The sequence below is a fragment of the Achromobacter deleyi genome, assembly GCF_013116765.2.
GTDB classification, from domain to species: domain Bacteria; phylum Pseudomonadota; class Gammaproteobacteria; order Burkholderiales; family Burkholderiaceae_B; genus Achromobacter; species Achromobacter deleyi_A.
Map to the genome: position 1 here is coordinate 570,758 of NZ_CP074375.1, position 24,236 is coordinate 594,993.

Sequence of the window (24,236 nt, forward strand, 5' to 3'; positions counted from 1 at the left end):
TTCACTTCAAAGTGTGAAGGGATTGGGGTGCGGGCGGGGATTTTGCCGCTGAAATTCAGCGGCTTTTTTTTTCTGCGCGCTTGCAGTGTACATATTGGAGCAGACAGGCGCGCGATGCATTATCCCGGAGATTAAACAATGGGGAATATACAGGCGCTCACCGTCGATGTGGGTGGACAGTTTGCCGGATCCTCAGGCGTACATGCCGATGTGGTGCCGCTGTCGGCGCTCCATCGAAAGAATGGAAAATCGACGTTGGTCATAACAGTGCGTAGTGTCCGGATCAGTGATTCGGAAGCCTTTGTGACTCGTTATCAGGCCAAACGTGTCCTGAGCGCGGTCCCTCAAGGAACACGCCATGTCTGTTTTGATTTTGCTGGTGTCGGAAGCATTGGTCCGGCCTTCGCCGACGAGATTTTCTTCATTTACGCACGCCAGAATCCTGGGGTTGAGATTGTCTGGAAGCGGGCAGCTGCATTCGTCAAAAGTCCCATCATGTGGGCGATGGCACGCTCGAAGAAATATGGAATGTCATGATTTAGCTGGCTAGAGCCCAGATACTGCGGGCCGGGCCTGGCGCCTGGCCGCGTTTCCAGCCTCCTTGATCGGAGGCTTTTTTTGTTTTTTCTCTATTAAGATCGCCCAGGACAGCGTCGATATTTTTTTGCGGGACTTTTTCTCGATTTTGAATGAGTAAATCGACTCTTGTCGGCCGGCATGTACGGGTTTCAAATAGCTTTTATCAATTGAAATCCTCATTGTCATGATGGATAAGGCGGGTAGCTTTCTGGACGATATATTGTCCCCGGGCTTAGGTGCATATGTGGCGGTCAACGATTCGGCGATGGAGCCGATTCCTGCTGCCGTCTCGAACCTTATCCGGGAGGAACAAATGAGCGCGCTGCGTGCCTGGAGAATCTACCTGGGCATATCCGTCAGGCAATTGTCCGCATCCACCGGAATCTCCGTACCGGCGATTGAATTCCTTGATAAAGGAGGACTCCCTCTATGCCAATGGACGGCGGCAAGGATTGCGGCCGCGCTGAAGGTGGTGACCGTGCAGAACATTCTGGTTGCCGAACGGCTGGTGGCGTGGTGTAAGTCTAGCCGGACAACCGCCGATGCTGGCCCAGACACGGCCTCCGATCGATACCTCTGGCGAGAATTCGAATCTCGCTCTTTTTCTTATATCAGTAAGGCATAGCCGCGTTCGCCATCCTGGCGGAGATATGCTTTGATCGGAAACTCCTGCTCGCAGAGAGGGGAGTTCGTGCCGCCCCGCGTCAGGCACTCCTACGCGCTGAATCAGCCGGCTGGCGGGATCAACGAAATCCCGCTGAAACCGGTAGCGCGTGAATGATGTTCGGTATGCAATCTTGGAATATCAGCTGGCCTGGCATCGCTTGTTTCCCACAAGGAGACGAGGGGCCGCTGCGCGGCGGGCTTCGATGGCGCCGCATGTAATTTAAATAAAAAACCGGCCTCGGCAATTAGGTGAATTGACCATAAGTTTTTATCGAATCTGTGGTGTTTCGTGAATTGGTCATTATTTTTGCATGTGATAGAGGCTGGTGATTATGGGCGCGATGGGATTGGAGTGCTTCCGGCGTATTCGCCTGGGAGCAGCAGTTTTGATCGCGCTGATTCTGTGTGGGACCGCGGCCTCGTTTTTTTTTCTGCATAGGACGGCCGAACAGGCTGTGTCGGACCAGTTGCTGGCCCGGCTGTCCTCCGTCGAGGCCGAGATCGAACCCATCTATCGCCCGGACCGGTCCAGCATGGAGGTCGTCACCGCGAGGAGGTCGATAGACATAGCGACTTGCGGCATGGGCGATTCGCGTTCCGTCGCGCTGATGACGTACGCCAATCCGATCGAGGGCGAGGTGTATGTCATCCGGTGTGCCAGCGATGTCAACGGGCTGACATTCCATGCCGAGCAGGACAAGCAATTTGCATTGGCCACGTTCCATCTTGCAAGAAACATAGTGGCGGGATTTGCATCGCTGGCCGTCTTGTTGATTGTGGCCTTTACGATCCTGTATCTGCGGGCTCGACGTCTGTCATGGGCGAGTGAACGCGGGCTGAGCGCATTTGGCGAATGCGCACCGGTCGTCATGTACATGCGCAATCTGCGTGGCTGGTACACCCATGTCAACGCAGCGTTTCTGCAGATTGCCGCATCCGGTTCCGGCCGTACGCTGAGTGATCCGGTCTCCTCGGCGGAGGTCGATTCGGAATGGCGCGCCCTTGACGAGGATGTGCTGGCTGCCAGGCAGCACAGTTCGAGTGTGGTCGGGATGAATTTCAATGACTCTCCGCGCATGTTTCGGGTGTTCCGGTTCCCCGTTTTTGGAGCCGATGAAGAAATTATCGGGGTCGGCGGAATAGGCATAGACATCACGCAAGAGCCGATCGCGTATCGGGAACCGCGCAGCGATCCGCTGGAGCGCCAGCCGGGTCTGGGCGCCGATCCACTTTGTACGGGGCAAGGCAAAGAGGAAGCGGCCATCGCCGAGAAGGCTGAAATGCTTTCGATGATCGCCCACGAGATTCAGACGCCGCTTGCCGCTGTCACTGGCATCGCGTACTTGATGGAGCAGACATTCAGCAAGGACAAATCAGGGCATGTCGCCAGCTTGATCGAGGCAAGCAGATACCTGTCCGCGGTCGTCCGGAACGCGCTCGATTTTTCGAGGTTGGAAGCGGGGAAAATGGACATTCAATTCAGAAGATTCTCATTGCGCAGGCTTGTTCAGCAAGTGTTCGAGTTGGCATGGCGTGATGCCGTGGCGAATGAGGTCAGCTTGTTCACAAGCCTGTCGCCGGACGTCCCGGACATGGTGACGGGGGACGACGCGCGCATCATGCAGATTCTTCTGAATTACATCCAGAATGCCATCAGGCACGGCGGACCCGGCTTGGTTGTCCTTGAAGTTACGGCCATTAGCGTCAACGGTCTATTGCATGACTACACATTCGCGGTTCGAGACTGGGGGCCGGGAGTGGCCCCGGATGAATCGGGCGGACTGTTCAAGCCATTCCCGCGGATTGCCGGACGCTCGAAGGGAGTTGGCAACGGCCTTGGCCTGAGCATTACCCGGCGGATAGCGGACCTGATGGGGGGAGCAACATGGATGGAGGGCAATCCCGGGCAGGGGGCGGTCTTCTTTGCGAAACTGCCCTTGGTGGTCGATGTTTCCCATGTCTGTACGCACCAGACGTGGCAATTCTCGGGTAGACGCGTCTGGGTCATTGATCCTTCCCCCGCGTCCAGGGAGGCTATCGTTTCCGGTCTGACTGACCGCGGCGCATTGGTGGATGTGGCGATGGGGCAGTCGCCGCTGCGTCCCGTCTTGCGCTCGGACGACAGCGGCGTCGCGATCCCCGAATACGTCATCGTCGACTGGAGGTGCTTTTCACCAGCGCTCGTGGATCGCTTTGACGCAGCCTTTGGGAATGGCCGCGTGCACTTCATCGTGCTTGGCCCACCCTTGAGTTACTGGAATGCAGGAGATCTGACGGCACGGCATGGCGTGCATGTGCGGTTCAAGCCGACACTGCTGTCCGAGCCTTGCGCAGGGGCCGCCAACGGCTGCGCCTCCTGCGCGGGAAGTCTGGCCGATCAAGCGGGCCATATCGACAAGAATTGCCTGGCCAATCATTCCGTGCTGTTGGCCGAGGACGACGATATCGTGCGGTCCGTCATGCGGGAGATCCTGATCTGGGCAGGCGCCCTGGTGCATGTCGCCAGCAATGGGTACGAAGCTCTGGATATCTTGCGGCGTTCCAGCATCGACATTGTGCTGATGGATCTTCAAATGCCGGGCTTAAATGGGTTCGAAACCGCCGAACGAATCAGGGGCATGCCTGATATCAGCGATCTTCCGATAATCGCGATTACCGCGAGCCTGTCGGAAGCAGACCGCGCCATGGCGTCAAGCTGCGGAGTGACCCAGTCCCTGACGAAGCCGGTGAATCCTTCCCAGTTGCTGGCCTTGATGGCCCGCTTGCTCGGGCTGCGACAGGACGGTGAATTCGCATCGGCCGGCCGAGTCCCGGCGCCCGGTGGAGATGAAGGGGGGCCAGCCTTGTTTCGCCGGGTGTCCGAGCGGATCGCCGCGCTGGACGAAATCAGGATAGACAGCGCGCTCGCGAGGCTGGGCGGCCGTCACGAGATTTTTGTGAATATCGTTCGCCGTGTCGTTGACCGCGCGGACTCGCCGCAGTCCCTCCTCAATCCGTTGGCGGACTTGGCGGATTGCGATTCGGCAAAGCTCGTCTTTCACAAACTCACTTCGGAGCTTGGCATCATCGGCGCGGAAGACCTGCAGGCGCAGGCCGCCCAATTGGAGGCGGCGGCGCGCCAGTCGGCGCTGGATCGCGACGCAGTCGACAGGTTCGTCGGTCGATATAAAAAAATGATCGTGGAACTTCGCCGCGCTGCATATTCGGTTTGAGTGTTACAACCCTTGATCCACATCAATTCCGCCCGGCGTGGCGCGCGTTACGGTTGCCCTTTTGCCTGACGGGTCGCCGGCGACTGGCCGGCCGGCGCGGACCTGGCGATCAAGCGAAGCAAGGATAGGATCAATGACGGACAAGACACCGCAAGCCTCCGAACAAGACGTTGGCGTTGCGCCGAAGAAGCGCGCCAGCGGCGCGCAGGGCACCGCCGCCAAGCGTACAACCCGCGCGCGCCGCGCGCCAGCCAAGGCCGCCGCCACACCCGCCGTTGAACCCGCGGCCGGCCTGGCCGTGGAGCCCGCCGCCGAGATCCGCAAGCGCGTGATTGCCCGCCAGGATGCCGCCCGGGAAGAGACCGCATCGGTGCTGGCCGATATCGCGCGCCGCTACAACGTCGGCGCGCCCGGCGAGGCGCACGAGGCCTTGCGTTCCGTCATCGACGAACTGTCCGCGGACGATGCGCGCGCCGTGCATCGCGCGCTGCTGGAGGCCAACACGAAGGCGCCGGGTTCCCGCCGCAATCCCGACGACGAACTGGCCGTTGATTGGCGCGAGGGCATCTACCCGTACCGCCACCGCATGCTGCGCCGCAATTACGAAAAGCAGAAGTACAAGCTGCAAGTCGAACTGCTGAAGCTGCAGGCATGGGTCAAGGCCACGGGCCAGCGCGTGGTGATCGTGTTCGAAGGGCGCGATGCGGCCGGCAAGGGCGGCACCATCAAGCGCATGATGGAACACCTGAATCCGCGCGGGGCGCGCGTGGTTGCCTTGGAAAAGCCTTCCGATACGGAAAAGGGCCAGTGGTACTTCCAGCGCTACGTGCAGCACCTGCCCACCGCCGGCGAGATCGTCATGTTCGACCGCTCCTGGTACAACCGCGCCGGCGTCGAGCGGGTGATGGGCTTTTGCTCGCAGGACGAATATCTGGCGTTCCTGCGCCAGACGCCCGACTTTGAACGCCATCTGGTCAGCAGCGGCATCCATCTGATCAAGCTGTGGTTCTCCGTCAGCCAGGAAGAGCAGCGTCGCCGCTTCCTGGAGCGCAAGGTGCATCCGCTCAAGCAATGGAAGCTGAGCCCGGTGGACCTGGCGTCGCTCGACAAGTGGGACGACTACACGCGCGCCAAGGAATCCATGTTCGCGCATACGGATACCGCGGACGCGCCGTGGATCGTCGTGAAGTCCGACTGCAAGAAACGCGCCCGCCTGAACGCCATGCGCTATGTGCTGAGCCGCATGCCGTATGAAGGCAAGAGCGACGATCCGCAGATGGCGCTGGATTCGCTGATCGTGGGACGGGCGCTGTAGGCCTTCAGGCGCCCAGCGCCTGCAGGTTCAGCACATGGCTGCGCCCGATCCAGACGGCGCAGTCGCGGTGATCCCGTAGCGAATTGCCGGTGTTGGGATGCATGAACACGTCGAGTGCGCCGTGGTTCAGCGTCAGCCAGGTCGCGATTTCGGCCAGGTGCTGAGGCGTGAACGCGATCTGGTAGCTCCACTGTGGATGCGGGCCGACGGGACGCTCATGGAAGCGTCCCATTTCCATCTTGCCGTCGAACGTTGCGATGACCCGTTCGCGCAGGGCGAACGCGGCATCGCGGCTGGCGGCGTCGAAGTACACGTGGGCATGCCAACTGGCGACATCGGCTACAGCTAGATCATTCATTTTTTTTCTCGTCAGGTTCAGCCGCCGGCGCGCTTGGCGCGATGGCCTTGTTTTGTGAGCGCCTCGATGATCCGGTCGCAGTGGTCTCCCTGCACTTCGATCACCCCGTCCTTGACGGTGCCGCCCGACCCGCAGGCCGTGCGCAGCTGCTTGCCCAGCACGCCCAGCGCCACCGGGTCCAGCGCCAGCCCCCTGACCAATGTCACGCTCTTGCCGCCGCGGCCCTTGGTCTCGCGCGATACGCGCGCCACGCCGTCGCCGGCGGGTGTCGCGCGGGCGGCCTGCTTGCACTGGCATTGCGCAAGCGGCTGGCGGCATAGGGGGCACATGCGGCCGGTTTCGGTGGAGTAGACCAGGCCTCCGGTCGAACTGCGCTTCACAGGGGCTTCCCCCGCATCTGGTCGATCAGCCGCCGGTCTCGCTTGGTGGGGCGTCCTGCTTCGATGCCGAGCGCCGGCTCCGGCGCAAGGCGACGCATTTCCGCCGCGCGTTCGCGCGCCGCGATGCTCTCGGGGGTTTCTTCGTACAGCAGGCGCGCCACCGGAGCGGGCCCGCGCACGCCGCTGACCGCGACGACGCGCACATGCAGGGCGGGGTCTTCCTTGCGCACGGTGACGAGGTCGCCGGGGGCGACTTCGCGTGAGGGCTTGGCGGGCTGGTCGTTCACGAACACCCGGCCTTTGCCGATTTCCTGCACGGCCAGGCTGCGCGTCTTGTAGAAGCGCGCCGCCCAAAGCCATTTGTCGAGTCGGATCTTGTCCATCCTGCGGGTTCCTGCGGAAAAACTGTCTGAGGCAATAATGATAGCCGGGCCGGGGCGGGATATTGCCACCCAGGCGCGCTATGACCCGGCTCACGGTTGCCTGAGTCGCGCTATTCGTCGACGACGGTTGCGTGCTGCGCAGGGAGGATGACTTCAAGCAATTCGCAGTCATCCGACCATCCCACGACGGTGTGTCGAATATTGGGTGGTTGTATCCAGCATGAGCCTGCCAGCATGGTCTGCACGCCGTGGCCCTCAAACTCACTGCTGAACCAGCCTTTGAGAACGTATATGAGCTGGAACTGCACGTCGTGATGGTGCCGCTGGCTGAAACCATCCGAGAATGGCGCAATCATCCTGATGACGTGCGCGGTGGCAATGCCATTGGTTGCCGCGGCGACCCCCAGGTCTCGATAGGACGAGTAGCTGCGCAGCCCGCCCGTTTTGAAGTCATCTTCGTTGAGATGGCTGACCATGAAACGCTGGTTCTGCGGAGAAACGGCTGTCATGACAATTCCCCTCGGGCGGCACTTCGATAGAACACCACGAAATTCTGCGAGGGACAAGCGCTTTCACTGGCCGGGAGCAGCCCCGGTCGGATGCCCGCGGGGAAAAGCCAAATCGCACGCGGGGCGAAGTCAGTGTCACGCTGACCGCGGGCGCTGCCTATGACGGTGGTAATCAAGGAAGTGACGCATCTCATCGGTAAGACTCTCGTCACCCACAACCTTCCAGAAGCGCTGCTCGCCCAATACAGGCTCGAGATACCTGATCAAATCGTTTGCCGCATTGTGGTTTCCGGCATTCAACCAATGTCGAAGCAATGCCTCATTCTCCTGCCTGGAAAGCTGGGCTCCTTGCGCAAGCGCCAGGGCGTATCGATAGTTCAGTGGCCAGAGCTGCTTGAGGAAGGAAATCCTTTCCTGGCTTACCAAGCCTGCCAGCCACAGTCCAACGGGCTTATCCATCTTTGAAGTGCCAAACCGAGTCGCAAATTCCTCTGGAGTGAACATATGCCGGGATCCATTCTGTATCGCTGCGACCGACCTTATTTCTCTCTTTCGCAATGAAGATAAGGAATAAAGTCCGAATTAAGAAATAAAGGCAGCCCCGCACTTAGGGGGGCTTCGTAGTCCAGGAAACCTGTTTCCCGCGCTTTCGGCAGGCCCGACATAGTCTGGGCGAAAGCATCTGACACGGCTGCCCCCACTGCATCGAACACCTCGATCAGCACGTCCCCACTAGCAACGAGGTCTCCACTACGGTGCTTTCATCTCCTTCTCCTTCTCCTTCTTCTCCTTTTTTTCTCCATCGTAGTGAGACTTGATGGCGAGAAACATGCCCGTGCCCAACACGAGGAGCTTGAACGTACCGAAGACTACAGGGACCCAAAAATTCATCATTTCCTCAAAACGCTGCTTCAGCAGCTTCATTGACTACTCGTGGGCCAGGCCAGGACAAACGAACGATAGCCGTGAGGACCACGAAAAGCATCAGCCCGATTCCGACGAGTGTGAGACCACGCTGCTCGATTCCGCCTTGGGCTCTGGGGTTGAAGGACACCGACTCTCCGCATCCAGACAAACCCAGCGCGGCGAGCGCTATCAGCAAGTGCCGTAGACAGAACCCGAAGGCTTTTTCCCATGCCTTCATCCTGGGGTTGCCTAAAAAGCAACGCTGACAGAGGTCGGGAGTGGGAGAGTGAGCGCCATACTCCCTATAAGCAGCAAGATTTTACCGCCAAGCTCCATACAAATTGTTGAATCGTTCTATTTGTATGGTTTTTTGGCTTAAAAAAGTTTAAAAAATCCATACATAAAGGTAGGGCGAGTCTTTCCCACGTCGCCTTAAAAAACAAACATGTCTTGGGTGCGGGGGGGATGAATATCCCTTCTTTGCTGAGCAGTGCGGAGTCAGCAGTCATCGCGGCAGACCGCTAGCGACCCAAACTGCCAATCGTTCGCACAACGCCAACCGCAGCTTTGCGTTGCACGCGGTCGTAAACTCAGCCTCCACCAACGGGCAGAATTCACGATAAGCCGTGACGGGCATTGGCCGGTTCCAGAGTCCTCTGCGCCTCCTGATAACCTTCGCGTGCAAGCACTGTGCCCCTTCGAACCCTCCCACGAAGCGCCCCTTCACTTGAGTCTCAAGATTCGAACAAGAAATCATGAATCGCCGAACCCCGACGCTTTCGCTGCACGCCTTCTCTGATATTCCGACCGAGGATTGGCTGCGTTTGTTGAACCACCCGGACGTGGTTCGTCACATGCCGCTCACCGAGGGTGATTGGACCGGGAACGCCGTTGCTGACTGGGCCAAGGGTAAAGACATGCAGTGGTCAGAGAACGGGTATGGACCATGGTCCATACGGCTTGATGGCAGGTTTGCCGGCTGGGGCGGTTTTCAGATGGAAGGCGAGGAGGCGGATTTCGCATTGGTCTTACTCCCGGAGTACTGGGGACACGGCGGCAGGATTTTTGGCGACATCATGAACCGCCGGGTTGAGCTCGGCATCGGTCCGGTAAGCATCATGCTGCCGCCGAGCCGATCCCGGACCCGGGGGCTGGCCAGATTTGGCTTCGTCTTCGTTGGAGAGGTGGCATATGAAGGCCAGCCGTTTCTGAAATTCCGGGCCTTCGGTCAGGAGTCGGACGTTCTGCGGCAATCTCCACTTGGCGCTGCCACGGGTTTCGACATTGCTCTTGCGCCCGTTCGGCGATAAAAAAAGGCGCCCCGAAGGGCGCCACAAGACCGGCTATCCGGCAACCGGGCCCGTAGGCCCGGCAGTACTCAATCCAGCTTCAGGCCCGCTTCCTTGACGACGCGCTGCCACTTGTCGATCTCGGCGCGGCGGAAGGTGTCCAGGTCGGCGGGAGTGGAGCCGATGGGCTCCGCGCCGATGCCGGCCAGCTGCTCGGCGATCGCGGGGTCCTTCAGGACCTTGGCCAGCGCTTGCGACACCTGGTCCACGATGGCGGGGGGCGTGCCGGCCGGGGCGAACACGGCGTTCCATTCATAGGTTTCGTAACCCGGCACGCCGGATTCGGCGATGGTGGGCAGATCGGGGGCGGTCTTGGAGCGTTCCAGTCCGCCTACGGCCACGGCGCGCAGCTTGCCGTTCTTCACGTGCTGCCATGCCGAGCCCATGCTGGCGAACATGACCGGGACCTGGCCCGACATCACGTCGATCATGGCGGGGCCGCCGCCCTTGTACGCGACGTGCTGCAGCTGGGTCTTGGCCAGCAGGTTGAACAATTCGCCGGCCAGGTGCTGGGCGGAGCCGGGGCCTGCCGAGGCGAAGTAGACGTGGTCCTTGGCGCCGGGCTGGCCCAGCCTGATCAAGTCCGCCACCGTCTTGACTTCGTACGACGGGGTGACGACCAGCACGTTGGGCACGCGCAGCAGCAGCGACACGGGCGCGAAGGCGGTCAGCGTGTCGAACTGCATCTTGTTGTGCAGGGCCGGATTCTGGGCGTGGTTGGAGGCGTCCAGCATCAGGGTGTAGCCGTCGGGCTGGGCCTTGGCGACGACGGCGCCGCCGATCATGCCGCCCGCGCCGCCGCGGTTTTCAATGACGACGGGCTGGCCCAGTTCCGCGGCCAGCTTGGGGCCGATCAGGCGGGCCACCACGTCCACGGTGCCGCCGGGCGGATAAGTGACCACCAGCGTGACCGCGCGTTCGGGGTAGGCGGCGTGTGCGGCGCTGGCCGCGCCGGCCAGCAGTCCGGCGGCGGCGAGCAGGGCGCTGCGGCGCGCCAGGCGTTTGAACAAATGGGTCATGGTGTGTCTCCTTGGAATTGGAACAGCCGCAACGGGGTGTCGGCAAGCAGGACCTGCCGTTGCGCGGGGTCGTCGATCCAGGCGTCCAGCCACTGCGTCGCCGCGGGGAAGGACGCCAGGTGGCGGTGCTCGGTATGGGGCCAGTCGCTGCCCCACATGAGTCGTTCGGTCGTGTAGGCGTCCACCAGCTGCTGCGCGGCCAGGCGGCCGGACGCGGCGCACGCGGGGGCGGCCCAGTTGCGGTAGGGGGCAGACAGCTTGACCCAGACGCGGCCGCTGTCGGCCTGCCGCAGCAGGTACTGGAAGCCGGGGTCGGACACGCCCAGCGCGGGGTCGGGGCGGCCGAAGTGATCCACCACGACGCGGCAGCCGGCCGCCAGCAGGGCGGGCATCACGCCGTGCAGGCGGGCTGCCTGCAGGTGGATCTCTACATGCCAGCCCAGCGCGTTGACGCGGCTCAGCAGGACCTGCCAGACAGGCGCGTCCAGGGCGGGCAAATCGAGCCCGATCAGGTTCAGACGGATGCCGACCACGCCAGCCTCGGCCAGGATCCGCAATCCGGATTCGGAGACGTCCGGCGCCACCACGGCCACGCCGCGCAGGCGTCCGGGGGCGGCGCGCAGCGCCTGCACCATATAACTGTTGTCGGTGCCCAGGAAGCTGGGCTGCACCAGCACGCCGTGGCTCAGCCCGTGCGTGTCCAGCAAGCTCAGGTAGTCGGCCAGCGGGGCATCGTAATCGGGCGTGTGGCGGCGGGTATCGGCAAGCGCCAAGCCTTGCCGGAATACATGCGCATGGGTGTCGACGGCGGCGCCGGTGACGGGCGGGGGCAAATCGGTCTCCTGTTCTGCACGCGCGGCATGGGCCTGCGATGCTCTTCTGATAGGCGGGATTCTATGAAGTCGGGGTATAGTTTTCTATTAAGTAAAAGTGCTATTTATATATTGGAATGATATGGAAACCCGGCATCTGCGCTATTTTCTGGCGGTGGTGGACCATGGCAGCGTCAGCCGGGCCTCGGAATGGCTGGGAATTGCGCAGCCCGCGTTGAGCCAGGCGCTGACCCGCATGGAAAAGGACCTGGGCGTGCGGCTGTTCGAGCGCTCGCGGCAGGGCACGACGCCCACGCCCGCCGCCGCCGCCATTCTTGAGGACGTGCGGGCCAGCGTTGCGCGCATCGATGCGGCGGCGCGTCGTGCGCGCGAGATCGGACGTGGCAGCGCCGGCCAGCTGACGGTGGGGCTGGTGTCGTCGGCGTTGTTCGACACGCTGCCGCGCGCGCTGCGCGAGATGCGCAGGCAGGCGCCCGGCGTGCGCGTGATCCTGCGCGAGATGAGCAATGCCGAGCAGGCCGAAGCCTTGCAGACGGGCGAGATTGATATTGGCCTGATGCACACGCCGGTGGCGGTGGGCGGGCGCATGCGCGAACGTCAGCTGTTGCGAGACCGCCTGGTGGCCGCCGTGCCCGATGAATTCGAGGTGGGGGCCGATGGCCAGGTGTCCATGGCGCAGATCGCGCAGGCGGGCCTGGTGATGTATCCGCAGGCGCAATTACCCGCGTTCTACGCGGGCATCCTGGATGCCATGCGCAAAGCCGGACACGATGCGCAGGTGGCGCAGGAAGCGAACCGCACGTTGACCGTGCTGTCCTGTGTGGCGGGCGGCTGCGGCGTGGCCCTGCTGCCCAGCTGGATCCGGTCGATGAACTTCCGCGGCGTGCGGTTTTGCGAGGTGCGCGACGGTGAGCGCCTGCCCAGCTTCGACCTCAGCGCGATCTGGCCGGCCCGGTCCGTTCCGACCTTGGCGGACCTGTTCGCCAATCTGGATCTGGGTACGGATCGATGAGGGCATCTGCTTTCATTACGCATTCAATTTCACGTAAAAACGCTTAAGCCAGGCTTAAGACGGTTTTTTGCGCGGAACTCGACGAGGTGCCACCGTCTAACCAGGAACTACATCCGAGGTTCCTGGCTCATGGATATGAATTGGCAGCAGCAACTTGCGGAAAGCGCCCTCTGGCTAGTGCGCGCGTTCGGCATCACGGCCGTCGCGCTGGCGCTGATCACTATCGTGCTTGCGCGAACCACCGATTGGGGCCGCAAGTTCTGGCGGCTGGCGTGGCCGTACCTGACGCCCAGGCGCAGCTGGAGGCCGATGCTGACACTGGCCCTGCTGCTGTTCCTGGCGATGTTTGCGGTGCGCATGACCGTGCTGTTCTCGTTCTGGTACAACGGCTTCTACAGTGCGCTGCAGGCGCTGGACCAGTCCGCGTTCTGGCATTTCCTGGGCATTTTCGCGGTGCTGGCCAGTGTGCATGTGGTGCGCAGCCTGGCCGACAGCTACGCGGGCCAGGCTTTCGACATCCATTGGCGCGTCTGGCTCAATGAGCGCCTGACTCGCGACTGGCTGGGCGCCGGGGCCTACTATCGCGGCCACTTCCTGGATGAGCCCGTCGACAACCCCGACCAGCGCATCGAGCAGGACATTTCCCAATTCGTGACGGGCTCGCGCACGTTGGCGATCGGCGCGCTGAGCGCGATCGTATCGCTGGTGGCGTTCACGTCCATCCTGTGGGGCCTGTCGGGCCCGCTGGCGGTGGCGGGCGTGGAGATTCCGCGCGCCATGGTGTTCATGGTCTACGTATACGTGATCGTCGCGACCTGGTTCGCGTTCAAGATCGGGCGTCCGCTGATCAAGCTGAATTTCCTGTCGGAACGCCTGACGGCCAACTTCCGCTACGCGCTGGTGCGCTTGCGCGAGAATGCCGAAAACGTTGCGTTCTACCAGGGCGAGGACGTGGAGCGCGCCACCTTGTGGACCCGCTTCACCTCCTATATCGCCAACCTGTGGGCCCGCGTGTACCGGGGACTGAAGTTCGACGGCTTCAACCTGTCGGTCAGCCAGGTCGCGGTGGTGTTCCCGTTCATTCTGCAGGCGCCGCGTTTTTTCAGCGGTGCGATCAAGCTGGGCGATGTCATGCAGACCTCGCAGGCATTCGGGCAGGTGCAGGAGTCGCTGTCGTTCTTTCGCAGTTCCTACGACGCGTTTGCGCAATATCGCGCCACGCTGGACCGGCTCAACGGCTTCCTGGACGCCAACGAGGCCGCGCGCGCCTTGCCGTCCGTGCAGACGCAGGCCAAGCCCGACGGGATGGATATAGACGGCTTGAACGTGTCGCGGCCCGATGGCACGCAACTGCTGCGGGATCTGAACCTGCGCCTGCATCCCGGCCAGGCTTTGCTGATCAAGGGGCCATCGGGCAGCGGCAAGACCACGTTGCTCCGGGCGCTGGCGGGCCTGTGGCCTTATGCGCAGGGCAGGGTGCTGCGGCCGCAGGGCGCGTCCGCGCTGTTCCTGTCGCAGCGGCCCTATCTGCCCTTGGGAGACCTGCGCGCGGTGGTCGCGTACCCGGGCCTGGCGCAGCCGGAAGACGACGCGCGCCTGGTCGACGCGTTGCGGCAGGTCAACCTGGGCCATCTGGCCGGACGGCTGGACGAAGTGCAGGATTGGTCGCGCATCTTGTCCATCGGCGAACAGCAGCGCGTGGCGTTTGCGCGCGTGCTCTACAACCGGCCCGCCGTCGTGTTCCTGGATGAGGCCACTTCCGCCACCGACGAAGGCCTGGAGCATGCGCTCTACAGCCTGTTGCGCACCGTGCTGCCGGACAGCATGCTGGTCAGCGTGGGGCACCGCAGCACGCTGGACACGTTCCACACCCACCGCCTGGACCTGCTGGGCGCGGGCCGGTGGGCGATGGGGCCGATGGCGGCGGGACGCGAGGCGCATGCGCTGCGGCGCGAGGCCGCCTAGCGCAACGGACTGGCAGCCCGCGCGCCGGTTCAGGTGCCGACGCGCAGCGGGCCGGTCAGCTTGCGCAGCGCCGCGACCACGCTTTGCGCGGTGATGCGCCCGGTCTTGGGATTGGCCGACGGGATATTCTGGATTTCCATCGAGAACGAGGCCGAGTCGGACACGACTTCGACGCGGTGGATGTTGCGCTCGAGCGAGGGATCGGCCCAGATTTCGAGCGTTGTGCGGTCCGGCCCGATGCCCGCCAGCGACACGCTGACCGCCACGTTCAGGTTGGCCGGAAAGCCCACCGCCGCTTCGCGCGGCGATCCGCGGAAGATCAGCCGGGGCTCGGTGATGTCCGCGATGTCGATGTTGTTGTCGGTCAGGTAGGGCGCGCCGAGCAGGCCGCGCACCGGTTTGCGGGTGATCATCGTGACGGAGTGGATGACGCCTTCGGCGGCCGCCGTAATGGCGTCCAGGCCCAGGATGGCGCCCGACGGCACCACGATCTGGCCGCCGTGCTGGCGAGCCACCTGGATCAGGTCGTCATGGCGCAGCAGCGCGCCGGAGCTGAGCACCACCATTTTCTTGCCGGCGCGCAGCACGGGTTCGGCGATGTCGCGGAACACGGCGGCGGGCGCGCATTCGACGACCACGTCGCAATGCTCGACTAGCGCGTCGATGGTGGTGAATGCGGGGGCGCCGTTCGTCCACGCAAAGGCGGGCGGGGCCTTGGGGTCGCGCACCGCGACCGCGGCGAGCGTCAGGCCGGGCAGGCCGGCATCCAGGGATTGCGCCACGGCCTGGCCGATGGCGCCGAAGCCGGCGATGCCGACGCGGTAGCTGTTCATGGGAATCCAGAAGGTTGGGCTCGCGGAAGGACCGCGGGCGGTTCGGGAAAGCGGCGGCGCAAAACGCCGCGCAGGGCCGCCGGCCACTGTAGCCAGCGCATCGCCGCGCGTCAATGCGCGATGCCGGCCGGCCGCGGCTACACTCGTGCGATCTATTGTTCGGAGCCAGGCCATGCAGATCCACCCCGAGACGCCAGCGGACCACGATGCGATCTTCGCCGTCACGCAGGCGGCATTCAAGAACCACCCGCACAGCCAGCAGACCGAGGGCTACATCAACAACGCGCTGCGTGAAGCCGGCGCGCTGACTTTGTCGCTGGTGGCGCGGGAGCAAGGGCGGGTGGTCGGGCATATCGCGTTTTCGCCCGTGACGATCAGCGATGGCGCGCCACACTGGTACGGGCTGGGGCCGGTCGCGGTGCTGCCGGAATACCAGGGTCGGGGCATCGGCGCGGCGCTGATCCGGGACGGCTTGGCGCGCCTGAAGGCGTTGGGCGCCGCGGGTTGCGTGGTGCTGGGCGAACCGGACTACTACTCGCGCTTCGGCTTTGCGGCAACGCCGGCGCTGATCTATCCCGGCGTTCCGCCGGCGTACTTCCTGGCCCAGGTCTACACGCGGCCCGCGCGCGGCCAGGTGTCGTATCACGAAGGATTCGCCGCAACGCCGCCGCAGGCTTGAACGCCAGGGCCTGTGCGAGGCTCCTTTTAGTGTTGACAGGCCCTAGGCGGCCAGCGCGAATTCCGGCCCCTTGTAGTCCGGGGCGATGCTTACCTCACCCGAGGCCAGGCGCGCGGACCAGTCGTCCAGCACGCCGCGCTCCCGCGCGCTGACCTGCGCGCCCAGCACCAGGCGTAGCGACGCCGCGGCTTCCAGGCCGAAGCGCGTGATGCGTCCGACCGCCAGCGCGCCCGCCGTATGGTCGGCTGCGGCGCGTTCCACGCACAGGCCCGAATCCGCCAGCGCCGATGCCAGATACACCTGCGGGTCGCGCGCCACCCAATCCAGCACATTGCCGATCTGCCAGACTCCCGCCTGGCGGCAGGCGCGCGTCACGCCGTCGCGGCCGCCATCCATCATTGCGAACAGCACGCGGGCGTCTTGCGCGATGAGCGCCTGCGTCCATGCCGCGCCCAGCTCCGGGTCGTGCTGGTTGCCGCAGAACCCGGTCAGGGGGTCTTGCGCCGCGACGCGGCGCACGCCGTCGGCGAATGCGGCGCGTCCCTTCAGGCCCGGTCGCACCCGTTCGCCCGACAGATGGGCCGCGCGGCCATCGCCGGCGCGCAGGCCCGCCAGCACGCCGGCCAGGAAGGCGGAGTGCTCCTGCAGAATTTCGTAGGACGCCACGTTGGCGGCGGTGTGACTGCCCTGCGTGATGGCGAACTGCGTGCGTGGAAAGTGCGGAGCCACCTCGGCGACGGGCGCGTCGCCCTGGCCGCCATGCACGATGAGCAGATCCGGATTGCCGTTGCACAGCTGCGCGAGGCGTTCGGCGCGCGCGCCCGGATCGCTGGCGGCCACCCATTCCGTTTGCAGCGCGTGGCCCGCCCGCGCGGCGCGTTCCGCGCCGTGAACGGCGGCTTCGTTGAATCCGCCCCTGCCCGGAAAACCGAACAGTACAAGAATGCGGCGCGCGCTCACAGGCTGGCTCCCGTCGCCCGCACCACGGGTCCCCAGCTGTCGGCTTGATGGCGCACGAAGGCCGTGAATTCGGCGGGGGATTTCTGGGCAAGCACGAAGCCCTGGCCCTCAAGCTTGGCGCGGATGTCGGGGGTGCGCAGCACGTCGCCGATTGCCGCGTGCAGCCGCTGCGAGACCGCGTCGGGCAGTCCCGCGGGACCCGACAGGCCGATGAAGTTCTCCGCGACCAGTCCGGGATATCCCAGTTCGCCGACCGAGGCAATGTCTGGCGCCTGCGGCACGCGCTGCTGGGTGGTGACGGCCAGCAGGCGCAGCTGGCCCGAGCGCAGGAAGGGCAGGTTCTGCGGCAGGGCATCCACCGCGAAGCGGATCTGCCCGCCCAGCAGATCATTGCGCATCGCGCCCGAACCCTTGTAGGGGATGTGCTGCAGCGGCGCGCCGGTCTGCCGGGAATACAGTTCGCCCACGATCTGCCCCACCGATGCCAGCCCGCCGCTGCCGTACTGCACCGGCTGGTCCTGCGCCTTGATCCAGGCGGTCAGCTCCGCGAAGCTGGCGACGGGCACGGAGGGATGCACGACGAAGACGGTGGGCACCGCGCCGATGTAGGCGACATGGCTGAAGCTGGCCAGCGCGTCGTAGCCGCCTTGCGGCATCAGCGCCGGCGAAATGGACAGGGGCGCGGAGTTGGACATCAGCAGGGTGTAGCCATCGGCCGGCGCTTGCGCCACCAGGCCGGCGCCGATGGTGGAGCCGGCGCCCGGCTTGTTCTCGATGACGATGGACTGCCCCAGGCGTTCGGCCAGCACCGGCGCGATGATGCGCGCGGCGATGTCGCTGGCGCCGCCGGGTGGGAACGTGACGACGAGGCGGATGGGACGCTCGGGCCACGTGGCGGCGCGTGCGGCGCGGGGCCGCGCCAACGGCAGCGCCAGGGCGCTGGCAAGCATGAATTTGCGGCGGGAGATCGGCATGGCGAGGCTTCTACGGTGCGGCCGCGCTTGCGGCAAAGGCGCACACTGTAGAAAACCGGGCGGCGGCTGACAAAGAACTTGTAGCCGTTTGCTTATGCCCGCCGCGCGTTGCGCGGCGGGGACTTCACTGAACAGGCCCTAGCTGCCTTTCTGCGCCTTCGCCATGTAGTCGATGGTCAGGTTCGACAACGCGCGCACGCCGTTGATGAGGCCGGATTCATCCACCTGGAAACGCGGCGAGTGGTTGGGGGCGGCCTTCTCGACATCGGTGCCCTTGGGCGTCACGCCCAGGTAGAAGAACATGCCGGGCACCTTCTCCTGGTAGAAGGAAAAGTCCTCCGACGCCGTGGACTTGGGCTGCAGGCCGTAATTGCCGTCGCCGGCCACGCGGCGCAGCGTGGGGCCCATCCGCTCGGCCAGCGCGGGCGGGTTGACGGTGGCGTTGTAGAGCTCCACCACCCGCACGTCCGCCTTGGCGCCCGCGCTCTGCGCGATCATGTCGGCGGTGCGCGCGATGCGCTGGTGGATGTCCTTCTTCATGCCTTCGTCATAGGTTCGGATGGTGCCCGTCATGGCGACGCTGTCCGGCACGATGTTCATGCGGTTGCCGCCATGGATCGCGCCCACGGTAATCACCGCCGGCTCCAGCATGCTGTTGATCTGACGGCTGGGGATGGTCTGCAGGCCCAGGATGATCTGCGAGCTGACCACGATGGGATCGATGCCCGACCAGGGCCGCGCGCCGTGGGTCTGCTTGCCGGTGACGTCGATCCAGAACTGGTCGGCGGCCGCCATGGCCGGGCCGTTGCGCCAGGCCAGCCAGCCCGCCGGATAGGAGCTGGACACATGCAGGCCGAAGATGGCGTCCACCTTGGGGTTCTCGAGCACGCCTTCCTGCACCATCATCTTGGCGCCCCAGATCTTCTTGCCGTCGGGCTCGAAGTCCGCGGGGCTTTCCTCGGCGGGCTGGAAGATGAATTTCACGCTGCCGGGCAACTGGTCCTTCATGCCGGCCAGCACTTCCGCCGTGGCCATCAGGATGGCCGTGTGCGTGTCGTGGCCGCAGGCGTGCATCACGTCCACTTCCTTGCCCAGGTAGGTGCCCTTGGCCTTGGAGGCGAACGGCACGTCCACCTGTTCCTTGACGGGCAGGGCATCCATGTCGGCGCGCAGCGCCACCACGGGGCCGGGCTTGCCGCCCTTGAGCACGGCGACCACGCCGGTGCCGGCGACGCCCGTCTTCACGTCCATGCCCAGCGCGCGCAGATGGTCGGCCACGAGCTTGGACGTGCGGTGTTCCTGGTTGCCCAGTTCGGGATGTTCGTGGATGTCGCGGCGCCACGCGATGAGCTTGTCTTCGATGGCCTTGGCGCGCTGATCGATCTGCGCGGCCAGCGCGGGATCGGCGGCGGGCTGCACCGCGCCCTGAGTGCCGGGAGCGCCTTGCGCGGCGGCCGGACCGGCAAACGCCAGATGAGCGGCCAGCGCCAGCGGCGCCAGGCGGAATAGGGTTTTGCGATGTTGCATGCTCTCCTCCTCTTGGTTGTTAACCTGTTATTGGATGAGGATCTTACCCGAGCCAAACCGCCTTGGCCCGGCTGTTTCCCGCGCTTACTTTGCGCGGAATTTACCGGCCGGATCGCGGCTTCAGCTGGCGTCGGCCGGGGCCGTGCGCAAGGCGGGCCTGGCGCCGCGGGTGACGGCCAGCAGCAACAGCGCGGCCAGCACCGACGCCGCGCCCGCCGCCAGCATGGCGGCGTGGAAGCCGCCTGCCAGCGCGTCGGCGTACAGGGCGCCGGCGCCTGGGGGATGCGCCGGCAGCACGTGGCGCGTGATGGCCGCGCGCGCCGCCGACTGCGCGTCGTCGGCGCCCAGCCGCGCCAGGGCGGCCGCCAGCGCGTCGATGGCGCGCCCGCTCATCAATGCGCCCAGCAGCGCGATGCCTATCGTCATGCCGGTCTGGCGCAGCGCGTTCATGGTGGCCGACGCCATGCCGGAACGCTCGGGCGGCACCGTGGCCATCACGGCCATGCTGGTGGACGGCACGGCCAGCCCCATGCCCAGGCCCAGCATCACCATCAGGGTTGCGGACAGCGCGAACGGCGTATGCGCTTCAAAGCTCATCATGCCCAGCATGGCTGCTCCGATCAGGCCATAGCCTGCGATCATCAGGCGGGGCAGGCCGAAGCGCAGGTTCAGGCGCCCGAACACCGTGGACATCAGGCCGGCCGCGATGAACTGCGGCGCAAGCTGCCCGCCGGCCGCGAGCGGCGACAGGCCTTGCACGTGCTGCAGGTAGAGAGAAAAGAAGAACAGGCTGCTGTAGCCGGAAAAGCCCAGCACGAAGGACGCGAAGTTGGTCGCCGCGAAACCGGTGTCGCGGAACAGGCCCAGCGGCAGGATGGGGCGCGCGGCCCGGTGCTCGACCCACAGGAAGGCGGCCAGTCCCGCTGCCGCGATACCCAGCGCGAGCATCGTGCCGCGCGCATCCCAGCCGTGCTCGCCGGCGGCGATCAGGCCGTAGGTCAGCGCGCCCAGCCAGATCACGCTCAGCACCTGGCCGGCGGGATCGAAGGCGGCATGCTCGGGATGGGCGCTTTCCTGGATGCTCCACAGGCCCAGCCCGATGGCCAGCGCGCCGACCGGCAGGTTGATCAGGAAGATGCTCTGCCAGTCGAAGTGCGCGACCAGCACGCCGCCCAGCATGGGGCCCACGATCAGCGAGATCGCATTGCAGGAGGCCCAGAATCCAATGGCCTGCGCGCGTTCCCTGGCGTCCGGGAAGGCCTGCGTCAATAGCGACAACGCGCCTGGAATCAGCAGCGCGCCCGCCACGCCCTGCACCGCCCGGCCAAGCAGCAGCAGCGGCAGGTTGTCCGCCAGGCCGCACATGGCTGATCCGACCGTGAACAGCAGCACGCCGGCCAGCCACGAACGCTTGCGGCCATACCGGTCTCCCAGGGGGCCGGCCGACAGCATGAACGCCGACAGGAACAGCGCGTAGGCGTCCACCACCCATTGCAGGCCTGCCATGTCGATACGCAGCGCGGCCTGCATGGTGGGCAGCGCCACGTTGACGATGCTGATGTCCAGGATGGTGATGAAGCTGCCCAGGTTGACGGCAAGGACCAGGGCGCGGCGGCGTGAGGGTTGCATGGGGTTGGCGGGTGAGGAAGGACGGCCTATTCTATTTATCGACTGACCGTCGGTCAATGAATAAAAGAACCATTCTCAACGACGCCGTATCCGGGGACGACGTCCTCTACACTGGGGCCCTCGTTCATGAATGGATTGCCCGCAGACATGCCTGCCGCTCCCGACAAGCCTGTTCCGTCCGCCCCGCCCGGCGCGGCGCCCAAGCCCCGCACCAAGCCGGCCGCCGTGCGGCTGGACGAGCTGATGGCCGCCGCGCAGGCGCTGTTCATCGAGAAGGGAGTCGAAGCGGCCACGATCAGCGAGATCGTCGAACGGGCAGGCGTGGCCAAGGGCACGTTCTATCACTACTTCACCTCCAAGAACGACATGCTGGTGGCGCTGCGGGCCAGGTTCTCGCAGGGCTTCCTGGACCATATCGACCAGGCGGTGAACGCCTGTGCGCCCGACGATGGCGTGGCGCGGCTGCGCGCCTGGACGCGTGCGGGGGTCGAGGCCTATTTCGACGGCTATGCGCTGCATGACGTGGTGTTCCACGACACCAACCATCCCGACCGCGGCGTGGCCGAAAAGAGCGCCGTGCTGAATCAGCTGGCCGGCATCCTGGCGGCGGGCGAAAACGCCGGCTGCTGGAAGCTGGACGACACGATGCTGACGGCCATCGTGCTGTACCACGGCATGCACGGCGCGGTGGACGCCTGCATCGCGCAGGGTCGGCAAGACGCCGAGGGCCTGTCCGCGCCGCTGTCGACGATGTTCCTGCGCATGCTGGGCGCGCAGCCGGACTGACGGCGCGCCGCCAGCCCGGGCGAATCCCGCCTACTGCAGCTTGATGCCCAGCTCCTTGATCAGCGGCCCCATGGCCGCGCGGTCCGCCTCGATGGTGGCCGCCAGTTCTTCCGGCGAGCTGCCGATCGGGATCATGCCCAGTGTTTCCATCTGCGCCTTCATGCCGGGCTCCTTCAGGATGTCCGACACAGCCTGCTGGATCAGCGCCACGCGGTCCGGGGCAATGCCGGCAGGGGCCATCAGGCCGATCCACGGCTGCGGCGCGTAATCCAGGCCGGATTCCTTCAAGGTGGGCGTGCCCGGCAGGCCGCCGAAGCGCTCCGGACTGGTGATCGCCAGGGCGCGCAGGCGGCCGCTGTCGATCAGGCCCTTGGAACTGGACGGCGCGTCCAGGCCCACGTCCAGCTGGCCGCCGATCAGGTCGTTCTGCGTCTTGCCGGACGATGACGACGGCACGTACAAGGCCTTGATGCCGGCGCGGCGGGCTGTCTGCTCCCAGACCAGATGAAATGCGGTGCCGATGGAGAACGAGCCCACGCTCAGGTTGCGCGCGCGGCTCTCGCGCACGAAATCCTCCCAGGTCTTGATGGGGCTGTCCTTGGGCACGATGAAAATGAACGGCGTGCGCGCCACCAGCGTGACGGGCTGCAGGTCCTTCTGCGTGTCGAACGGCAGGCTGTCCACCGCGAACGGCAGGATGGTGACGGACGAGGCCACCACCATGCCCAAGGTGTAGCCGTCGGGCGCGGACTTGACCAGCGCGCCCGTGCTGATGATGCCGGAGGCGCCGGGCTTGTTTTCCACCACCACGGGCTGTCCCCAGGCGGCGCCGAGCTTGCTGGCCAGTACGCGCAGCATCACGTCGACGGGGCCGCCGGGCGGGTTGGACACGATGATTTTCACCGGCTTGTCGGGATAGGCGGCGGTGGCGGCCAGCGGCATCAGCAGCGCCAGCGCGATCGCGGTTTGCTTGAACATGGAATTCCCCTTGTTTTGTTGGTGTCGAGGCGCGGACAGGAAGCCCGTCCGCGCCGATGCGCCTTGGGCGCATTCGGCCTGGGCGTCAGGCCAGGATCTGCATGTGCGGCGCTGCCGGCCAATCGGGGGCTGCTCCGCGAATGAATGCGATCCACGCCCGCTGCGTCTGGCGCACGAGCTGCTCGCCCTGCGCGGACGGCAGGCCGGCCAGCATGGGCGCGCCGGAAAATGCCTGCAAGGTGTCGAACACAAAAGGCAGCTCGATGCAGTGGCAGGCGCCAAAGCGTTCCGTGGGCGCGACGTCGAAGCGCGCCAGCCAGGCATCCCGGCCTTGGGCGGCCGCTTGCTCGGCCCACAGGCGCGACGGCGCGCCGAACACCGCATCGCCCGTTGCCTGGCTGGCGGCGTCCGTGCCGTCGCCGGGAAAGGCCGCCATTTCGTGCCGGGTGTAGCAGACCAGCACATCGGCGCGCGACGCGGCCTGCTTCAAGGCCGGTGCTATGTCTTGCGGCAACACCTGGCCATCCAGCACGGGAGTGAACAGGCTGCGGCTGCTGCCTTCGGCGCGCAGGGTTTCCACGACTTCTGGCGCCTGCTGGGCCGCCAGCAGCGCGGGCACGGGCAGTTCGCGGGCGGCTTGCAGCGAGCCGGCGCCGGCGGCCTGCAGGAATGCCTGCCCCAGCTTGTCGGCCTGCTGCGCGCTGCGAAAGCCGCGACCCAACGCAGCGCTCTGCAGGATGGCGCGGGAGAAGCGCGGCTTGCGGGCCAGCATGGCGCAGATGGAGGACGCGCCCGCGGACTGGCCCATGACCGTGAGTCGTTCGGGGTCGCCGCCCAGATCCTGGATATTGTCCAGGACCCAGTCGATCGCGGCTTCCTGATCCAGCAGGCCCGCATTGGCCGTCTGCCCGGGCACATACAGCCAGCCCAGCGCAGCCAGCCGGTAGTTGACGGCCACCACGACCACATCGCCCAGCCGCGCAAGATGGGATCCGTCGTACCAGTCCAGCGCGCCGCCGCCGCTTTGCCAGGCGCCGCCGTGCAGCCAGACCACCACGGGACGCCGCATGCCGTCGGCGGCCGGAGTCCAGACGGTCAGGTGCAGGCAGTCTTCGGATTGCTCGGCGCTGAAGTCGCCCATGGCCCCGCGCAGGCGCGATGGCAGTTGAGGGGCCACCGTTCCTGGCCGGGTGGCGTCGCGGTCGCCGCGCCAGGTGGCGGGCCGCGGCGGTGCAAAGCGCAGACTGCCCACGGGCGCCTGCGCATAGGGGATGGCGCTGTAGCGGCAAACGCCGCCCTCGCGCACGCCGGTCAGCGTGCCTGCCTGCAGCGCCGCCTTCACGCGTTCACTCATATCCTGCCCCTTGTTTCATTGTTCGTCGTC

The 24,236-nt window shown here is 65.1% G+C and carries 24 protein-coding genes; 10 read left to right on the forward strand and 14 right to left on the reverse strand.

Annotated features, from left to right (window positions below; all coding sequences use genetic code 11):
* Nucleotides 1–138: 138 nt before the first annotated feature.
* From HLG70_RS02625 to ppk2, 4 genes are all read left to right on the forward strand, one after another.
* Nucleotides 139–537 carry an STAS-like domain-containing protein gene (locus tag HLG70_RS02625; protein WP_171665283.1) on the forward strand — a complete coding sequence of 133 codons (399 nt, stop codon included), beginning with the start codon at nucleotides 139–141 and terminating at the stop codon, nucleotides 535–537.
* Between the two features lie 226 nt (nucleotides 538–763).
* Nucleotides 764–1,204 carry a hypothetical protein gene (locus HLG70_RS02630; RefSeq protein ID WP_171665282.1) on the forward strand — a complete coding sequence of 147 codons (441 nt, stop codon included), beginning with the start codon at nucleotides 764–766 and terminating at the stop codon, nucleotides 1,202–1,204.
* A gap of 427 nt (nucleotides 1,205–1,631) precedes the next feature.
* Nucleotides 1,632–4,457: a hybrid sensor histidine kinase/response regulator gene (locus tag HLG70_RS02635; RefSeq protein ID WP_171665281.1), complete on the forward strand. Its 2,826-nt coding sequence runs from the start codon at nucleotides 1,632–1,634 to the stop codon at nucleotides 4,455–4,457.
* Nucleotides 4,458–4,590: 133 nt separating this feature from the next.
* Nucleotides 4,591–5,772: a polyphosphate kinase 2 gene (ppk2, locus tag HLG70_RS02640; RefSeq protein WP_171665280.1), complete on the forward strand. Its 1,182-nt coding sequence runs from the start codon at nucleotides 4,591–4,593 to the stop codon at nucleotides 5,770–5,772.
* A 4-nt stretch (nucleotides 5,773–5,776) separates the two neighbouring features.
* Here ppk2 and HLG70_RS02645 read toward each other — a convergent pair whose 3' ends face one another.
* From HLG70_RS02645 to HLG70_RS02660, 4 genes are all read right to left on the reverse strand, one after another.
* Nucleotides 5,777–6,130 carry a DOPA 4,5-dioxygenase family protein gene (locus tag HLG70_RS02645; RefSeq protein ID WP_171665279.1) on the reverse strand — a complete coding sequence of 118 codons (354 nt, stop codon included), beginning with the start codon at nucleotides 6,128–6,130 and terminating at the stop codon, nucleotides 5,777–5,779.
* A 17-nt stretch (nucleotides 6,131–6,147) separates the two neighbouring features.
* Nucleotides 6,148–6,510 carry a translation initiation factor Sui1 gene (locus tag HLG70_RS02650; RefSeq protein ID WP_171665278.1) on the reverse strand — a complete coding sequence of 121 codons (363 nt, stop codon included), beginning with the start codon at nucleotides 6,508–6,510 and terminating at the stop codon, nucleotides 6,148–6,150.
* Nucleotides 6,507–6,893 (reverse strand): RNA-binding S4 domain-containing protein, encoded by a 387-nt coding sequence (locus HLG70_RS02655; protein WP_171665277.1) that lies wholly within the window; start codon nucleotides 6,891–6,893, stop codon nucleotides 6,507–6,509. The genes HLG70_RS02650 and HLG70_RS02655 overlap by 4 nt, the downstream gene beginning before the upstream one ends.
* Nucleotides 6,894–7,003: 110 nt before the next feature.
* Nucleotides 7,004–7,402 carry a cupin domain-containing protein gene (locus tag HLG70_RS02660; RefSeq protein WP_171665276.1) on the reverse strand — a complete coding sequence of 133 codons (399 nt, stop codon included), beginning with the start codon at nucleotides 7,400–7,402 and terminating at the stop codon, nucleotides 7,004–7,006.
* Between the two features lie 159 nt (nucleotides 7,403–7,561).
* Between HLG70_RS02660 and HLG70_RS02665 the strand changes: the two genes are divergently transcribed.
* On the forward strand, nucleotides 7,562–7,867 hold the full coding sequence (locus HLG70_RS02665; RefSeq protein WP_171665275.1) for a hypothetical protein: 306 nt from the start codon (nucleotides 7,562–7,564) through the stop codon (nucleotides 7,865–7,867).
* A 285-nt stretch (nucleotides 7,868–8,152) separates the two neighbouring features.
* Here HLG70_RS02665 and HLG70_RS02670 read toward each other — a convergent pair whose 3' ends face one another.
* Entirely contained in the window at nucleotides 8,153–8,326 is a 174-nt protein-coding gene (locus HLG70_RS02670) for a hypothetical protein (RefSeq protein ID WP_171665274.1), read from the reverse strand.
* Nucleotides 8,327–9,063: 737 nt separating this feature from the next.
* Between HLG70_RS02670 and HLG70_RS02675 the strand changes: the two genes are divergently transcribed.
* Nucleotides 9,064–9,618: a GNAT family N-acetyltransferase gene (locus tag HLG70_RS02675; RefSeq protein ID WP_213697155.1), complete on the forward strand. Its 555-nt coding sequence runs from the start codon at nucleotides 9,064–9,066 to the stop codon at nucleotides 9,616–9,618.
* Nucleotides 9,619–9,686: 68 nt separating this feature from the next.
* Here HLG70_RS02675 and HLG70_RS02680 read toward each other — a convergent pair whose 3' ends face one another.
* Both HLG70_RS02680 and HLG70_RS02685 read right to left on the reverse strand, forming a co-directional pair.
* A complete protein-coding gene (locus HLG70_RS02680; RefSeq protein ID WP_171665273.1) occupies nucleotides 9,687–10,676 on the reverse strand; it encodes a tripartite tricarboxylate transporter substrate binding protein in 990 nt (329 codons plus the stop codon).
* Nucleotides 10,673–11,509: an amidohydrolase family protein gene (locus HLG70_RS02685; protein WP_171665272.1), complete on the reverse strand. Its 837-nt coding sequence runs from the start codon at nucleotides 11,507–11,509 to the stop codon at nucleotides 10,673–10,675. Before HLG70_RS02685 ends, HLG70_RS02680 begins: the two co-directional genes overlap by 4 nt.
* 121 nt (nucleotides 11,510–11,630) lie before the next feature.
* Between HLG70_RS02685 and HLG70_RS02690 the strand changes: the two genes are divergently transcribed.
* Together HLG70_RS02690 and HLG70_RS02695 are read left to right on the forward strand one after the other, a co-directional pair.
* Complete coding sequence (locus HLG70_RS02690; protein ID WP_171665271.1) at nucleotides 11,631–12,521, forward strand: LysR family transcriptional regulator; 891 nt, start codon at nucleotides 11,631–11,633, stop codon at nucleotides 12,519–12,521.
* A 129-nt stretch (nucleotides 12,522–12,650) separates the two neighbouring features.
* Nucleotides 12,651–14,486: an ABC transporter ATP-binding protein/permease gene (locus tag HLG70_RS02695; RefSeq protein WP_171665270.1), complete on the forward strand. Its 1,836-nt coding sequence runs from the start codon at nucleotides 12,651–12,653 to the stop codon at nucleotides 14,484–14,486.
* Nucleotides 14,487–14,515: 29 nt separating this feature from the next.
* Here HLG70_RS02695 and HLG70_RS02700 read toward each other — a convergent pair whose 3' ends face one another.
* Nucleotides 14,516–15,319 (reverse strand): aspartate dehydrogenase, encoded by an 804-nt coding sequence (locus HLG70_RS02700; RefSeq protein ID WP_171665269.1) that lies wholly within the window; start codon nucleotides 15,317–15,319, stop codon nucleotides 14,516–14,518.
* Nucleotides 15,320–15,491: 172 nt separating this feature from the next.
* Here HLG70_RS02700 and HLG70_RS02705 point away from each other — a divergent pair, with 172 nt between their 5' ends.
* On the forward strand, nucleotides 15,492–15,998 hold the full coding sequence (locus HLG70_RS02705; protein WP_171665268.1) for a GNAT family N-acetyltransferase: 507 nt from the start codon (nucleotides 15,492–15,494) through the stop codon (nucleotides 15,996–15,998).
* A 42-nt stretch (nucleotides 15,999–16,040) separates the two neighbouring features.
* Here HLG70_RS02705 and HLG70_RS02710 read toward each other — a convergent pair whose 3' ends face one another.
* The 4 genes from HLG70_RS02710 to HLG70_RS02725 all read right to left on the reverse strand — a co-directional run bounded on the left by HLG70_RS02710 (nucleotide 16,041) and on the right by HLG70_RS02725 (nucleotide 21,088).
* Nucleotides 16,041–16,958: a BMP family lipoprotein gene (locus tag HLG70_RS02710; RefSeq protein ID WP_171665267.1), complete on the reverse strand. Its 918-nt coding sequence runs from the start codon at nucleotides 16,956–16,958 to the stop codon at nucleotides 16,041–16,043.
* Complete coding sequence (locus HLG70_RS02715) at nucleotides 16,955–17,932, reverse strand: Bug family tripartite tricarboxylate transporter substrate binding protein (RefSeq protein ID WP_171665266.1); 978 nt, start codon at nucleotides 17,930–17,932, stop codon at nucleotides 16,955–16,957. The genes HLG70_RS02710 and HLG70_RS02715 overlap by 4 nt, the downstream gene beginning before the upstream one ends.
* A 138-nt stretch (nucleotides 17,933–18,070) precedes the next feature.
* Nucleotides 18,071–19,459, reverse strand: coding sequence for an amidohydrolase (locus tag HLG70_RS02720; RefSeq protein ID WP_171665265.1), 1,389 nt, complete (start codon nucleotides 19,457–19,459; stop codon nucleotides 18,071–18,073).
* 120 nt (nucleotides 19,460–19,579) lie between these two features.
* Nucleotides 19,580–21,088 carry an MFS transporter gene (locus tag HLG70_RS02725; protein ID WP_171665264.1) on the reverse strand — a complete coding sequence of 503 codons (1,509 nt, stop codon included), beginning with the start codon at nucleotides 21,086–21,088 and terminating at the stop codon, nucleotides 19,580–19,582.
* 147 nt (nucleotides 21,089–21,235) lie between these two features.
* On the opposite strand from HLG70_RS02725, the gene HLG70_RS02730 reads away from it, so the two are divergent.
* Complete coding sequence (locus HLG70_RS02730) at nucleotides 21,236–21,874, forward strand: TetR/AcrR family transcriptional regulator (protein WP_171665263.1); 639 nt, start codon at nucleotides 21,236–21,238, stop codon at nucleotides 21,872–21,874.
* A 30-nt stretch (nucleotides 21,875–21,904) separates the two neighbouring features.
* Here HLG70_RS02730 and HLG70_RS02735 read toward each other — a convergent pair whose 3' ends face one another.
* Entirely contained in the window at nucleotides 21,905–22,852 is a 948-nt protein-coding gene (locus HLG70_RS02735) for a Bug family tripartite tricarboxylate transporter substrate binding protein (RefSeq protein WP_171665262.1), read from the reverse strand.
* An 85-nt stretch (nucleotides 22,853–22,937) separates the two neighbouring features.
* Nucleotides 22,938–24,206, reverse strand: a complete 1,269-nt coding sequence (locus tag HLG70_RS02740) for a carboxylesterase/lipase family protein (RefSeq protein ID WP_171665261.1) — start codon at nucleotides 24,204–24,206, stop codon at nucleotides 22,938–22,940.
* Nucleotides 24,207–24,236 lie beyond the last annotated feature (30 nt).

Excerpts from the sequence above, each read along its gene's own strand:
- HLG70_RS02625 (WP_171665283.1), top strand. The coding sequence starts at position 139 with ATGGGGAATATACAGGCGCTCACCGTCGATGTGGGTGGACAGTTTGCC.
- HLG70_RS02630 (WP_171665282.1), top strand. The coding sequence starts at position 764 with ATGATGGATAAGGCGGGTAGCTTTCTGGACGATATATTGTCCCCGGGC.
- ppk2 (WP_171665280.1), top strand. The coding sequence starts at position 4,591 with ATGACGGACAAGACACCGCAAGCCTCCGAACAAGACGTTGGCGTTGCG.
- HLG70_RS02645 (WP_171665279.1), bottom strand. The coding sequence starts at position 6,130 with ATGAATGATCTAGCTGTAGCCGATGTCGCCAGTTGGCATGCCCACGTG.
- HLG70_RS02655 (WP_171665277.1), bottom strand. The coding sequence starts at position 6,893 with ATGGACAAGATCCGACTCGACAAATGGCTTTGGGCGGCGCGCTTCTAC.
- HLG70_RS02660 (WP_171665276.1), bottom strand. The coding sequence starts at position 7,402 with ATGACAGCCGTTTCTCCGCAGAACCAGCGTTTCATGGTCAGCCATCTC.
- HLG70_RS02665 (WP_171665275.1), top strand. The coding sequence starts at position 7,562 with ATGACGGTGGTAATCAAGGAAGTGACGCATCTCATCGGTAAGACTCTC.
- HLG70_RS02670 (WP_171665274.1), bottom strand. The coding sequence starts at position 8,326 with ATGAAGCTGCTGAAGCAGCGTTTTGAGGAAATGATGAATTTTTGGGTC.
- HLG70_RS02675 (WP_213697155.1), top strand. The coding sequence starts at position 9,064 with ATGAATCGCCGAACCCCGACGCTTTCGCTGCACGCCTTCTCTGATATT.
- HLG70_RS02680 (WP_171665273.1), bottom strand. The coding sequence starts at position 10,676 with ATGACCCATTTGTTCAAACGCCTGGCGCGCCGCAGCGCCCTGCTCGCC.
- HLG70_RS02690 (WP_171665271.1), top strand. The coding sequence starts at position 11,631 with ATGGAAACCCGGCATCTGCGCTATTTTCTGGCGGTGGTGGACCATGGC.
- HLG70_RS02695 (WP_171665270.1), top strand. The coding sequence starts at position 12,651 with ATGGATATGAATTGGCAGCAGCAACTTGCGGAAAGCGCCCTCTGGCTA.
- HLG70_RS02700 (WP_171665269.1), bottom strand. The coding sequence starts at position 15,319 with ATGAACAGCTACCGCGTCGGCATCGCCGGCTTCGGCGCCATCGGCCAG.
- HLG70_RS02705 (WP_171665268.1), top strand. The coding sequence starts at position 15,492 with ATGCAGATCCACCCCGAGACGCCAGCGGACCACGATGCGATCTTCGCC.
- HLG70_RS02715 (WP_171665266.1), bottom strand. The coding sequence starts at position 17,932 with ATGCCGATCTCCCGCCGCAAATTCATGCTTGCCAGCGCCCTGGCGCTG.
- HLG70_RS02720 (WP_171665265.1), bottom strand. The coding sequence starts at position 19,459 with ATGCAACATCGCAAAACCCTATTCCGCCTGGCGCCGCTGGCGCTGGCC.
- HLG70_RS02725 (WP_171665264.1), bottom strand. The coding sequence starts at position 21,088 with ATGCAACCCTCACGCCGCCGCGCCCTGGTCCTTGCCGTCAACCTGGGC.
- HLG70_RS02730 (WP_171665263.1), top strand. The coding sequence starts at position 21,236 with ATGCCTGCCGCTCCCGACAAGCCTGTTCCGTCCGCCCCGCCCGGCGCG.
- HLG70_RS02735 (WP_171665262.1), bottom strand. The coding sequence starts at position 22,852 with ATGTTCAAGCAAACCGCGATCGCGCTGGCGCTGCTGATGCCGCTGGCC.
- HLG70_RS02740 (WP_171665261.1), bottom strand. The coding sequence starts at position 24,206 with ATGAGTGAACGCGTGAAGGCGGCGCTGCAGGCAGGCACGCTGACCGGC.